Annotated in this window: 9 protein-coding genes; 4 read left to right on the top strand and 5 right to left on the bottom strand. The window is 46.1% G+C overall.

Annotated features, from left to right (window positions below):
- Positions 1-38 precede the first annotated feature (38 nt).
- The 3 genes from NL646_RS18280 to NL646_RS18270 all read right to left on the bottom strand — a co-directional run bounded on the left by NL646_RS18280 (position 39) and on the right by NL646_RS18270 (position 2,898).
- Complete coding sequence (locus NL646_RS18280; RefSeq protein ID WP_005455434.1) at positions 39-650, bottom strand: TIGR04211 family SH3 domain-containing protein; 612 nt, start codon at positions 648-650, stop codon at positions 39-41.
- 177 nt (positions 651-827) lie between these two features.
- Positions 828-2,087: an inorganic phosphate transporter gene (locus tag NL646_RS18275; RefSeq protein ID WP_005479165.1), complete on the bottom strand. Its 1,260-nt coding sequence runs from the start codon at positions 2,085-2,087 to the stop codon at positions 828-830.
- A 130-nt stretch (positions 2,088-2,217) separates the two neighbouring features.
- Positions 2,218-2,898, bottom strand: coding sequence for a TIGR00153 family protein (locus NL646_RS18270; protein ID WP_005479163.1), 681 nt, complete (start codon positions 2,896-2,898; stop codon positions 2,218-2,220).
- A 212-nt stretch (positions 2,899-3,110) separates the two neighbouring features.
- Here NL646_RS18270 and NL646_RS18265 point away from each other — a divergent pair, with 212 nt between their 5' ends.
- Complete coding sequence (locus NL646_RS18265; protein WP_025441276.1) at positions 3,111-4,646, top strand: inorganic triphosphatase; 1,536 nt, start codon at positions 3,111-3,113, stop codon at positions 4,644-4,646.
- A 62-nt stretch (positions 4,647-4,708) separates the two neighbouring features.
- On the opposite strand, the gene NL646_RS18260 is transcribed toward NL646_RS18265, so the two are convergent.
- Positions 4,709-5,527, bottom strand: a complete 819-nt coding sequence (locus NL646_RS18260) for a potassium channel family protein (protein ID WP_005455438.1) — start codon at positions 5,525-5,527, stop codon at positions 4,709-4,711.
- A gap of 48 nt (positions 5,528-5,575) precedes the next feature.
- On the opposite strand from NL646_RS18260, the gene NL646_RS18255 reads away from it, so the two are divergent.
- The 3 genes from NL646_RS18255 (at position 5,576) to hldE (ending at position 11,292) form a co-directional block, all read left to right on the top strand.
- The gene (locus NL646_RS18255) at positions 5,576-6,832 is read left to right on the top strand and encodes a methyl-accepting chemotaxis protein (RefSeq protein WP_005455439.1); all 1,257 of its coding nucleotides are present in this window, start codon (positions 5,576-5,578) and stop codon (positions 6,830-6,832) included.
- Between the two features lie 108 nt (positions 6,833-6,940).
- Positions 6,941-9,784, top strand: coding sequence for a bifunctional [glutamate--ammonia ligase]-adenylyl-L-tyrosine phosphorylase/[glutamate--ammonia-ligase] adenylyltransferase (gene glnE / locus NL646_RS18250; protein WP_025441277.1), 2,844 nt, complete (start codon positions 6,941-6,943; stop codon positions 9,782-9,784).
- A 77-nt stretch (positions 9,785-9,861) separates the two neighbouring features.
- Positions 9,862-11,292, top strand: a complete 1,431-nt coding sequence (gene hldE, locus NL646_RS18245; RefSeq protein WP_005497052.1) for a bifunctional D-glycero-beta-D-manno-heptose-7-phosphate kinase/D-glycero-beta-D-manno-heptose 1-phosphate adenylyltransferase HldE — start codon at positions 9,862-9,864, stop codon at positions 11,290-11,292.
- A 211-nt stretch (positions 11,293-11,503) separates the two neighbouring features.
- On the opposite strand, the gene tolC is transcribed toward hldE, so the two are convergent.
- The gene (gene tolC, locus NL646_RS18240) at positions 11,504-12,868 is read right to left on the bottom strand and encodes an outer membrane channel protein TolC (RefSeq protein WP_005497054.1); all 1,365 of its coding nucleotides are present in this window, start codon (positions 12,866-12,868) and stop codon (positions 11,504-11,506) included.
- Positions 12,869-13,030: the final 162 nt, after the last annotated feature.

The following is a 13,030-nucleotide window of genomic DNA, read 5'->3' as shown; positions in this document are numbered from 1 at the left end:
CGTATCCGCTATGTGCAAACCGGTAGTTTGTGGGGCAGTTATGCCCAACCTGCAGGTGATTTCTTTCTGCGTGGAATGATATGAGGAAGAATCAAACCAAATAAAAGACCAAGGCCGGCTACACCGCCACCGTAAGTGAAGTACTTAAGCAGCATGTCATCTTTTTGTGTATCCAGCTTGGCGCGAAGTTCACGGTTTTCTGTTTCAACAGAAGTGAGCTGGTCGCTGATCTCAGAGTATTTTTTCTCTAGATCTGTAATTTGTTGGTTACGAGTTTCTAGTGATGTTACTAGACCCGCTTTCTCGGTATCAGAAGTTTGACGAGCATTTGCTAGCTGTTCTTTCACTTCTGACAGCTCTTTCTCAATACGAGGAAGGCGAATTGCCATGCTTTCTTGATTTGTCACAAACTTGCTTTGTACCCAACCAGTGCGGCCGCGGTCATCACGAACTTGCGTGTAGCCTGTATCTTTGTTGGCTTGTAAAAGCTGAACTTTAGAGCCAGCGTTAATGCTGCCAATGATACGGTAAGTGTTGTTTGGACCTGAGTGCATGAAAGTGAATAGGTCATCAGAAATATAACGGTTTGCTGCTAGTGCCGCTGGTGCTGCTAGCAAAGTAAACAAAACCGTGATGATTAGTTTTTTCACAGTAAATCCCTTAACGATTTTCTTGGATACAGCGTTGGCACCGAATGATTGGAGCCGGAAATAGACGAATAGTATGCAGTTTCAAAGTTCGGTGCAACAAAGAAGGGAGGCAAAGCCTCCCTTTCTGTGCGTTTGAGTCAATAATGACAAAGCGCTTACATTCTATTGACGGATGTATTAAGAGAACATCGCTTGAATGCCGTAGAAGAATACGACAGCCAATAGTGCACCTGCTGGTAGCGTAACAATCCATGAAGCCACGATGTTACGTACTACACCTAGGTTTAGCGCCGCGATACCACGTGCAAAACCTACACCTAGAACCGCACCAACCAGTGTTTGAGTGGTAGAGATTGGCAGACCAGTACCTGATGCCAATACAACCGTACATGCAGTTGCAAGCTGAGCAGCAAAACCACGGCTTGGTGTTAGTTCAGTGATGCCTGTACCAACGGTTGCCATTACTTTGTGGCCCATTGTTGCAAGACCGACAACAATACCGATACCGCCCAATGGAAGAATCCACCATGCGATAGTGCTTTTCGCTGTAACCTCACCCATGTGTTCAACAGTCGATACTACTGCAGAAAGAGGGCCAATCGCGTTTGCGACGTCGTTTGAGCCGTGAGCAAATGCCATCGCACAAGCTGTGATTACCATTAAAACGCTGAAGATACCTTCTACGCCAGCAAAGCTGCGGTCTTCTTCACGGTTAGCGAATTTTTTCTGAATGTAGAAGTAGCCGCCAGCCATAACAAGTGCAGATACCGCTACTGCCCACATCCACGCTTCGCCGTTAGTCAGGTGAAGACCAACGTGTTTCAGACCTTTTTTGATGGTTACAAGTGCAATCACCATTGTCGTGATGAACATGTAAACAGGAACGAAACGTTTTGCGTTGAATAGTGGATTCTCAGTATCAAAAATCAGACGCTGTGCGCTGACGAAAATGACGTAAGCAAAGAAGCCTGAGATAACCGGAGTAATGATCCAGCTACCGACAATCCCTTGAACGCTGCTCCAGTCAACCGCTTCAGTACCTACAGACACACACGCAAAACCGATGATTGCACCGATGATAGAGTGAGTCGTTGATACAGGCCAGCCCATGTAAGAAGCAAGCAGTAGCCATGTACCAGCAGCAAGAAGTGCTGACATCATACCGAAGACAAGAATGTCTGGTTGGCTAGCAAAGAGAGATGTTTCGATAACACCTTTACGGATAGTGTCGGTTACTTCACCGCCTGCAAGGTATGCACCCGCAAATTCGAAGATCATCGCAATGATGATAGCTTGTTTTACGGTTAGCGCTTTTGAACCTACTGATGTACCCATCGCATTAGCAACGTCGTTCGCGCCAATACCAATCGCCATCATGAAACCAAAAATCGCTGCAACAATAATCAGGACAGTGCCGTAGTTCGCAAGGATATCCATCGTAATACCTAGTTGTTTTATAACAAGCGGAGCAAAATTTTACGCGCGCCAAACCATAAGACGGTGAAAATAGTCATCGTCCATCTGACACGTGTTCATTATGCTCTTCGTTATGTCGTTAACTTATGTTTTAAGATCGAGATAGCATCACTTCCAAACGAGCACCTACGCGCTGCGCTTGGTCGGCAATACCACCTACCCATTCAAGAATCTTGTACAAGAACATGACATCGATAGGGTTCATTTCAGATTCAATCGCCATCAGTTGTTGGCGCAGTTCAATCTGCATGGCATCGGTATCATCTTCAATAACGTCCAACTGATGAATCATTTCAGCGACGAGCGTCACTTCGCGGCCTTTGAAGCCGGTTTCTAGCAGTTCATCAAGTTCATTGATTACTTTTTGCGCTTGGTTAGCAGCATCAAGACAACGTTGAACGTAAGCGAGGAAGTTTGGTTGGAGAGCCTCAGGAATGACAAGTTGTCGACCATATACACGGCCAGCAATGTCTTTTGCCAGGTTAGCAAGTTTGTCCTGTTGAGTCAGAAGCTCAAGCATGTCAGTACGATCGACTGGCATAAACAAACCGCGAGGCAGTTTTAGACGGATTTCACGTTTTAGCACGTCCGCTTCTTTCTCTAGATGAGAAATTTGTGCACGGATCTCAGATGCTTTTTCCCAGTCACCCTTTGAAGAAACTTCAAAGAACTTCACCAGGTGTGAACAACATTCGTTGACACACACAACGTGGCGTTGCAAAGGCTTAATTGGGGACTTTGCAAATAACCCCATAATTGTATTTACTGGCATGGTCATTCAACCTAATAACTATAACCTTAAAAAAACATACACCATTTCTTAGTTCTTGGCGAAATGTTGAACGATGGCTATAAAGGCGCGCATGTTAACGCATTAAATGGCTCATTAAAACTGTTTTAGATCATCATTCGGGTGATATTTCTTTCTTGCCGTGCGAGAAATTAGGCAATATCCTGTTTCTATCTGCTTTGAAAGGTATAGCTATGGAAACCGAGATAGAACTGAAGTTTTTTGTTTCTCCTGAATTTTCAGAAACTTTACGAGCAAAAATTTCTGAAACAAAAGTACTTCAGCATAGTTGTCGTGACTTGGGTAACACCTATTTTGATACAGCCGACAATTGGCTAAGACAGCACGACATTGGTTTAAGAATTCGCCGTTTTGATGACGTTTTCGTCCAAACCGTAAAAACCGCAGGACGCGTTGTCGCAGGCTTACATCAAAGACCAGAATACAATGCTGAGCACACAAATAATGAACCGGATCTTTCGCTTCATCCTTCCGATATCTGGCCGTCAGGCAAAGGTGTCGAGACTCTACAATCCGAGTTAGTTCCGCTTTTTTCGACCAACTTCACGCGTGAGCAGTGGCTGATTGGTATGCCAGATGGCAGCCAAGTAGAGGTCGCGTTTGACCAAGGCATGGTTGTCGCGCAAGGGGAAGACGGAGAAGAGAGACAAGAACCGATTTGTGAAGTCGAACTTGAACTCAAATCTGGCCAGACCGATGCACTATTTACCTTGGCGCGCAGTTTCTGCGAACAAGGTGGGATGCGTCTGGGTAACTTGAGCAAAGCCGCAAAAGGCTACCGTTTAGCGACTGGTTACACTGGCGACGAAGTGAAGCCGCTTTCTTTAGTGGACAGTAACAAAACAGACACCGTTGAATACTGCTTAATCAATTCACTTGAACATGCTTTATCGCATTGGCATTACCACGAACAAATTTACTCAGAGCGCGACAGTGTGGAAGCGCTGCGTGAAATCAGTAACGCCATTCGTTTTATTCGCCAAACATTGACCATTTTTGGTGGCGTAGTGCCTCGTCGTGCGAGCGCTATCTTGCGTCAAGAATTGAAGTGGTTAGAAGAAGAGCTCGTTTGGCTTGATGAACATGCTCACCTTGAAGAGTTGCTTGATGATAAAGGTAACGTATTGCGCAAACTTGACGCGCGTAAGTTCCTTGTCTCCGAGTTGACCCAACAGTTGGAAGAGTTGCCAAGTCGTGAAGAGATGCTGACATTGTTGAGTTCGGCGCGTTACACAGGATTACTGCTGGATCTTAGCCGCTGGATCTTAGCACGTGGCTGGCAGCCATTCTTGGATGAGAAAGCGCGCGAGAAGATGGCAAGCAACATCATGCCGTTTTCTGTGACGCAATTGGATCGCACTTGGGCAGAGCTGATGGAAGCTTTCCCTGCAGAGCGTGATTTGTCTGCGCAAGAGTATGTGGATCAGCGTTACCGTCTGCTGCGTAACCTTTACACTGGAATTGGTTTTGCGAGCTTGTACAACTTCGACGAGCGTAATAGCTTCCGCCTTCCTTGGGCTGACTTAGTGCATGGCATTGATGATCTGTTGATGCTGAACCATCTATTACCTTTGGTCGATATGCTGGAAAATGAAGAGAAAGAACAGCTAGAGCGTTGGCTGCACCGCCAAGAGCGTTCGATTCTTCATGCAATGGATCAAACAAGAGCAATCAGCGTAGAGACTCAGCCGTACTGGCGTGAAAAATAAGATAAGCGAGTGTAAAGCTGCGTTATCTTCATTAATTTAAAGAGAAATAGGACCGATAGGTCCTATTTTTTTGTCTGAATTTTGCGTTGCTGCATTTCCTCTTCGATAAGAGTTAGTCGCTCAAGGATTTGTTCTTGCTGTTCTAATAGCTGTTCTAACATCCGCTCTTTGTTCTTAGAACGGTGATCTTGCTGTTTAGTCGGAGCGGTTAAAATCGACGTAATCACACCAGAGATCATACCGAAGATCCCCACTCCACAAACGATGATGATGACGGCTAAAAACTTTCCTCCAGAGGTCACTGGATAATGATCGCCATAACCCACAGTGGAGATGGTCACAAAGACCCACCACAAAGCATCAGCTCCAGTACGGATGTTCGCAGCTGGGTTTTTGGCTTCGATAAACAGCATGGCGGTGGAACCGAGCGTTATGAGGATCACCATCAACAGCAATATGGACGCGACGGTGGTTTCTCGGCGGTTTTCTTTGAGCTGATGCAGAATGAACTTTGAAGAGCGCAGCACCAACACCACGCGCAAAATATGAAAGATGCGAGCAAAGCGTAATGGCTCGATCATTGGGATGCTGGCCACAAAATCTATCCAATGCAGCTTAATAAATGAACGTCGATCTGTGGAGCGGATCAAATCAATGGTGAGCTGCAATAGAAAAATACTACAGATTATAAAATCCAGACCGATAAGAACTTGACGGGTTTCGTTATCGATTGGAAAAAACAACAGGCCAGAGATCACAAATAACGCCATAAAGGACAAGATTAGTGACAACAGGCCCATCGGTCGAGTGCTGTCTTTGATATCATTATTTTTCATACGAAGCTCGAAATAAATCGCGTGATAGAACCCAAGCGCAAACATAACTATAAGAGATGTAAAAACTATATAAGACTCAGTGGAGAACTGACAATGGAAAAGCTGGCATTCAAGCCATGGGAAAGGGTCATATCCGACATTCGACTTGTACCGAAAATGGTCATGTTGATGGTATTCAGTACCGTTCTGATCGTGGCAAAACAACTTTGGGACGCAAACACATTTTACGATTCACTTTTAGCAGCCACTCAAAATGCGCAAGTTGCTCAACAACATTATGAAGCGTATTTGACTCAAGTAGTGTGGCAGACCGCGCTACTTATCGTCGTTTTTGTGGCTTTACTATTGGCCGCCGCACGCGTAATGCTGCGCCAAACTCAATATCTCAATGAAGCCATCAAATTAATGGCGAGCAAAAACTTGTCGGTACCGTTTGGTATGGACTGTAAAGATGAATACGGAGATGTGGCACGAGAGCTAGAGAAAACGCGTCGCCAACTGCATGACGTGATTCAAATGCAAATCAACGCATCCGACGAGCTAGCGACACTGACGGAAGTGATGACGCTGAGCATGTCAGAAACTAAAGAGTCGGCGCAGGAAGAGTTCAACGAGATTGACCAACTGGCGACGGCCATGAGTGAGATGTCATCGACCGTACAAACGGTGGCCGATCATGCTCAAACGGCTTCTTCTTTGACGGAACAGGCGTCCACGCAAGCCGTAACGGGTCAACAGTTCTTGCAAAGCACAGTGGCGAAAATGAGCGAGCTATCTTCAGATATTGCTTCTTCTGCACAAGCCGTAAACCAAGTCGAAGAGCGTGTTGAGTCGATTGGTAGCGTAGTGGGTACGATTCAAGGCATCTCTGAGCAAACCAACTTGCTTGCTTTGAATGCGGCGATTGAAGCGGCGCGTGCTGGTGAAGCAGGGCGTGGTTTTGCTGTGGTGGCGGACGAAGTTCGTAACCTTGCGCAGCGCACGCAACAAGCGACGGTGGAAATTCAAGAAATGATCACTCAGCTACAGGCCAGCGCGACTTCTGCGGTTGATTTGATGGAGAAAAGTGTTGTCGAAGCTGCTGAAGGCGTGGAATTGGTTTCTAACGCGGGTAGTGAGCTTGATGGCATTGTTGCTCAAGTAACACAAATCAACGACATGAACTTCCAAATTGCCACCGCTTCAGGACAACAAAGCAGTGTAGCGGAAGAAATGAGCCAGAACTTAACGAACGTTCGTGAGCTGGTTGAAGCATCGGTCGTGGTGGTCACAGAGTTACTGGAAACCTCTGAAATGATGCAAAGTAATGCCGAAGAGCTAGATAAGAAGATTAAGTCATTTAGCGTATAAAGCGAATTGGATTTGATAAAACGCCCACAAACCTTTTGTGGGCGTTTTTATTTGCTTTAAGTCTGGTATAAAGAATGAATCACCGTGCTTTTCACACAAGGAAGAAACATGCAGCTGCCTTCGTCACTGGTCTCTGTCGCCGAATCTGCCGTTCAAAATGCCCAAGAAGCGGGTTACCTTCAATCATGGCCAAATGAGGTCGTAGAGCAGTTTCATTACGTCTCGGCGTTGAGCCAATTTATTACGGAAACCATTCACCGTGACGAGGCTCTCGCGCAGCAGTTACCAACGATGTTAAGTGAGCTTAGCCGACACCAAGCTTATCGCACCCGTCTGGCCGCTTTATTGGCAGAATGCCCAGATGAAATGTCTGGTCATCGCGTTCTGCGTCAGTTCCGAAATCGAGAAATGGTCTACATCGCGTGGAAAGACTTCTTACATGCTTGGACACTTGAAGAGTCATTACGTCATTTGTCCCAATTGGCAGAGGCGATGATCTTTGAGACATACCAATGGCAATACAAAATTTGCTGCGCAGAATGGGGAACGCCAACAAATGCAGAGGGTGAAGCTCAACCGATGTTGATCATTGGGATGGGCAAGCTAGGAGGCGGTGAACTGAATTTCTCTTCCGATATCGACCTGATTTTTACTTACCCTGAAAACGGCGAAACCCAAGGTGCCCGCCGCAGTATTGCCAATGCGCAGTTCTTTACTCGTCTTGGTCAGCGGATCATCAAAGCACTCGATCAACAGACGTTTGATGGTTTTTGTTATCGCGTCGACATGCGGTTGCGTCCATTTGGAGAAAGCGGCCCGTTGGTCATGAGCTATGCTGCGTTGGAAGATTACTACCAAGAGCAAGGACGAGACTGGGAACGTTACGCGATGATCAAAGCGCGCGTGATGGGATGCGAAATGTATCCGCAATATCAAGAGCTACGCAAAATGTTGCGTCCGTTTGTGTTCCGTCGTTACATCGACTTTAGTGCGATTCAGTCATTGCGCCGCATGAAATCAATGATCAGCAGTGAAGTGCGACGTCGCGGTTTAACCAACAACATCAAGCTGGGCGCTGGTGGTATTCGAGAAATTGAGTTTATCGCGCAAGTTTTCCAACTGATTCGTGGCGGGCGAGAGCCATCTTTGCGCAATCGTGGCTTGCTCGAAACCTTAAATGGTATTGAAGAGCTTGCATTGTTAACCCCGCAAGAAGTCAGCAATCTGGAAGCGGCATATAAATATTTACGCCAGCTAGAAAATCTACTGCAAGCAATGGCAGACAAGCAGACTCAAACGCTGCCCGATTGCGACATTGAGCGTTTAAAACTGGCAACTGCGATGCAGCTAGAGTCGTGGGAGCTGCTCATCGAACAAACTCAGCAGCACATGAACAAAGTGCATCAAGTATTTGAAACCTTGATTGGTGACGATGAAGAAGATGAGGGCAGCACGATTGCTCGTCATTTCCATGAATTATGGGATATGGCCAATAAACAAGATGTGTTAGAGCTGATTTTAGAGCAGGACATTCAAGTCGAAGAACCCGCCATATTCTCTAAAGCTATCATCAACTTTAAAGCCGACTTGGCCAAGAAAACGCTCGGCCCCCGTGGGCGAGAAGTCTTAAATCGCTTGATGCCAAAAGTGTTTGATGCGGTGTTTGCCCACCCAGATGCTCAATTTGGTTTACCGCGAGTGTTGCATTTACTACACAATATTTGCACGCGCACGACGTACTTAGAATTGTTGGATGAACACCCTGCCGCATTGGTGCAGTTGGTGCGCTTGTGTACCGCAAGTCCAATGATTTCCGAACAGTTGTCTCGTTATCCAATCCTTCTGGATGAGTTGATAGATCCTCAACAACTGTACAACCCAATTCCACTCGATAGCTATCGCACTGAATTGCGCGATTTCCTTGCCCGTATTCCCGAAGATGATATGGAGCAGCAAATGGAAGCGCTGCGTCAGTTTAAGCAAATTTGTATTTTGCGTATCGCGGCGGCGGATATCGCTGGCGTGCTGCCAGTCATGAAAGTAAGTGATCACTTAACTTATCTAGCAGAAGCCATTGTTGAAGCGGTGGTCAGCCAAGCGTGGCTTCAAGTGTCGGAAAAATACGGCGAGCCAACACACGTGAAAGACCGTGAAGGCAAAGGCTTTGCCGTGATCGGTTATGGTAAAGTCGGTGGATGGGAGTTGGGCTACAACTCAGACTTAGATATCGTCTTTATGCACGACTGCCCAGTTAATGTATACACCGATGGTAAGAAGGAAATTGACGGCCGCCAGTTCTACCTTCGTTTAGCACAGCGCATCATCCATATTTTCTCAACCCGCACCGCATCAGGCATTCTATACGAAGTGGACACTCGCTTACGTCCTTCTGGTGCGTCCGGCCTGTTGGTGAGTCCAACCGATGCGTTTGATGATTATCAACATCAAGATGCGTGGACTTGGGAGCATCAAGCTTTAGTGCGCGCTCGCATGATTTATGGTGATGAACCATTGGCGATTGCTTTCCATAACACCCGTCATGATGTGTTGTGTAAACCGCGTGATGAGCAAACGTTGAAAAAAGAAGTCGTCGAGATGCGCGAAAAAATGCGCGATCATTTAGGTGGTAAGAAATCTGGTCGCTTCATGATCAAGCAAGACGTCGGTGGTATTACCGATATCGAATTTTTGGCTCAATATTTGGTGCTTAACTATAGTCACGAGAAACCTAAGCTTACGCGTTGGTGTGACAATGTCCGAATATATGAAACGCTAATTGCTCAAGGTGTCATGGAGGAAGACCAAGCGATGCAACTGATACGCGCGTACACGACGATGCGTAACGAAATACACCACAGAAACCTGCTTAATTTGGATGCAGATGTGGTTGAAGATAAGTTTGTTGCAGAAAGAGAATGGGTGAAGCAAGCATGGAACCAGTGGTTCGCCTAAGTAGAAGTAGTGCTCAAGGTTCAGCCTAGAAAAAGGCTGTGCTAAACTCACCACGATTTAATTTTTGGAGACCAATAATGAAACCAATTCTACCTGATTACAACAGCGCTGGTGTGCTCATCATCGGTGATGTCATGCTAGACCGTTACTGGTATGGCCCAACTGGACGTATCTCGCCAGAAGCACCAGTACCTGTTGTAAAAGTAGAAAACAATGAAGAGCGTCCGGGTGGTGCTGCGAACGTTGCGATGAACATCGCGTCACTAGGTGGTCATGCTCACATTGTTGGTCTGACTGGTGAAGATGAGCCAGCAAAAGTGCTAACGGAAACACTCAGCGCATTGAACGTGAAGTGTGATTTTGTTGCGTTGCCTGATTATCCAACCATTACTAAATTACGCGTTATGAGCCGTGGCCAGCAACTTATCCGTCTTGACTTCGAAGATAAGTTTGAGAATACCGACGCGACCCCGGTTCTGTCTCGTATGGATGCAGCGCTACCAAACGTGAAAGCGGTGATCATGTCTGACTACGCAAAAGGCTCTCTAGAGCACGTTCAAGCGTACATTCAGAAAGCGCGAGCAGCGAATATTCCTGTTTTCATTGATCCTAAAGGTGCGGACTTTGAACGTTACCGCGGTGCAACTCTACTGACACCAAACATGAAAGAGTTTGAAGATGTGGTCGGTAAAGTGAAATCGGATCAAGAGCTGGTAGAGAAAGCACTGGCACTTGTTGAAGAGTTTGATTTTGAAGCGCTATTGGTAACACGTAGTGAGCACGGTATGACGTTGATTCGTCGCGGCCAAGAGCCATTCCATCTACCAACGCAAGCGAAAGAAGTCTACGACGTAACAGGTGCTGGCGACACGGTGATTTCTGTACTTGCAGCATCGGTTGCGGCAGGTAAATCCTTTGAAGAAGCGTGTGCACTTGCTAATGCAGCTGCTGGCGTTGTCGTGGGTAAATTGGGTACGTCGACGCTGTCTGAAATTGAATTGGCAGAAGCGGTTCATGGCAGTCAAGATACCGACTTTGGTGTCATCTCAGAAAAAGCACTGATCGAAGCGGTGAAAAAAGCACGTGCTCGTGGCGAGAAAGTCGTTATGACTAATGGCTGTTTTGATATTCTTCACGCTGGTCATGTGTCTTACCTTAATCATGCTGCTGAGCTAGGTGATCGCCTAATTGTCGCAGTAAATACCGATGAGTCTGTAAAGCGTTTGAAAGGTCCGGGTCGTCCAGTAAACCCAACCGATCGCCGTATGGCAGTATTGGCAGGTTTAGGTGCAGTTGACTGGGTTGTACCGTTTAGTGAAGATACGCCACAGCGTCTGATCTCTGAAGTGCTGCCAAGCATGTTAGTTAAAGGCGGTGACTACAAACCAGAAGAGATTGCCGGTGGTAAAGAAGTGATTGCGGCAGGTGGTGAAGTTCGTGTTTTGAACTTTGAAGATGGTTGCTCAACCAGCGAAATCATCAATGCAATTAAAGGCGGCAAAGGCTAAGCCTTACTGCTTTGAAGAACACTATCTGGAAGGTCGCTGCAAAGCGGCCTTTTTGTTTTTCTATGCTTGCTGTTCTACGTTCTGGTGTAGCAATGCATTTGCGAGACAATCGCTAGGCGTACAATGTTAGGTACTTTGCATCGAATGAAAGACAACAAAAACGCCAGTTGAAGAATCAACTGGCGTTTTAATTTCATTGTATAACTGAACGTTATTTCGCTGGTTTCAAACCTGCATCCACATCCAAGATGTCTTGTTCGCTTAGTGTACCAACCGCTTGGCGAAGCTGAAGAACACTCAAGATGTAGTTGTAACGAGCATCTGAAAGGTTTTTGTTCGCATCGTATAGGCGACGAGTTGCGTCTAGCACATCAACGATAGTACGAGTACCTACATCAAAACCTGCTTCTGTCGCTTCTAGCGCAGATCTCGCTGAAACTACCGATTGCTCATACGCTTTTAACGCACCAATAGAAGCGTTGATGTTGTTGTTTTGTGCACGAACATCTTTCACTACGCTACGGTATTGAGCTTCAAGATCTTCGCTTGCTGCAACGTACGCAAACTCAGCTTGTTTGGTTTGTGATGTCACGTTGCCGCCAGTGTAAAGTGGCACTGCTAGGTTAACGCCAATATTGAAGCCGTCGCTTGTACGGTCACTATTTGCATTACGGCCAAGACCACTGTTGTAGTTACTTTCTGTGCCTGAATAATCACCGTAGTTGTAACCACCATCTAGAGATAAAGTTGGTAGGTGACCAGAGCTAGCTAGTGAGATGTTGTCGCGCGCGATGTCTTGAGAAATACGAGCTGACAATAGGCTAAGGTTCTTCGTTTTCGCTTCTTCGATCAATGTTTCAGCTGGGCTGCTAGTGCGAGTCGCAGAGAAACGGTTAGTATCAAGAACGTTTAAGTTTTTGTGTTCTTGACCTGTGATTTCACGTAGCGATTCGTAGCTGTTGATCAGGTCATTTTCTGCCAACACTTCATCCGCTAGTACAGCATCGTACTGAGCTTGTGCGTCGTGAACGTCAGTAATTGCCGACAAACCAACTTCAAAGCGTTGTTTTGTTTGTTCTAGTTGGCGACCAACGGCTGCTTTTTCTGCACGAACAAATACTAGGTTGTCTTGAGCGCGCAATACTTCGAAGTACGCTTGAGAGACACGAAGGATCAAACCTTGTTGGGTTGCTGCGTAAGTTGCGTCTGCTTGACGAGCGCTTTTCTCTGCTGTGTCTAGAGAAATCCAAGATGCACGGTTATAAAGTGTTTGAGAAAAGCTAACACCAGCGGTTAAGGCGTCTTGATCGTTTGATGATTTGCCTAAAGCGCTATCGTCGTAGTCGGTGTCGCCACGAGTTAGGTTGTAACCCGCAGTTAGGTTGATTTGTGGTAATAGAGCACTACGGCTAGAGGTGATTGCTTCAAAAGCTCGGTCACGCTGTGCTGCTACACTGAGCAATTGTGGATCATTTTGCTTTGCTAAGTCGTAGATTTCAGCTAAAGAATCTGCCCATGCAGAAGAACTTATGCCACCTAGCGCTGCACTGATAAATAGTGGAAGCAATTTTTTCATTTTCTATTCCCGCGGTCAATAGATTGGTTAATTCTCAGTAGTTTAACTCAATTTGAACGATATTTACTCTAAAGTTTGCACTTTTTTACACGTAATTATCCATCTGTGCAATAAATTTTTGACTCAGACTTAAAATAAATTATAACTATTGTACAAAAAGTT

Origin of the sequence: Vibrio sp. Y20_XG_PY13 (assembly GCF_024181925.1) — a bacterium.
In the GTDB taxonomy this organism is placed as follows: Bacteria; Pseudomonadota; Gammaproteobacteria; order Enterobacterales; family Vibrionaceae; genus Vibrio; species Vibrio parahaemolyticus.
The sequence above is the reverse complement of the archived record's forward strand: the minus strand, read 5'-3'. Positions and strand labels throughout refer to the sequence as shown.

Excerpts from the sequence above, each read along its gene's own strand:
- NL646_RS18260 (WP_005455438.1), bottom strand. The coding sequence starts at position 5,527 with ATGTTTGCGCTTGGGTTCTATCACGCGATTTATTTCGAGCTTCGTATG.
- NL646_RS18255 (WP_005455439.1), top strand. The coding sequence starts at position 5,576 with ATGGAAAAGCTGGCATTCAAGCCATGGGAAAGGGTCATATCCGACATT.
- NL646_RS18270 (WP_005479163.1), bottom strand. The coding sequence starts at position 2,898 with ATGCCAGTAAATACAATTATGGGGTTATTTGCAAAGTCCCCAATTAAG.
- tolC (WP_005497054.1), bottom strand. The coding sequence starts at position 12,868 with ATGAAAAAATTGCTTCCACTATTTATCAGTGCAGCGCTAGGTGGCATA.
- NL646_RS18265 (WP_025441276.1), top strand. The coding sequence starts at position 3,111 with ATGGAAACCGAGATAGAACTGAAGTTTTTTGTTTCTCCTGAATTTTCA.
- NL646_RS18275 (WP_005479165.1), bottom strand. The coding sequence starts at position 2,087 with ATGGATATCCTTGCGAACTACGGCACTGTCCTGATTATTGTTGCAGCG.
- hldE (WP_005497052.1), top strand. The coding sequence starts at position 9,862 with ATGAAACCAATTCTACCTGATTACAACAGCGCTGGTGTGCTCATCATC.
- glnE (WP_025441277.1), top strand. The coding sequence starts at position 6,941 with ATGCAGCTGCCTTCGTCACTGGTCTCTGTCGCCGAATCTGCCGTTCAA.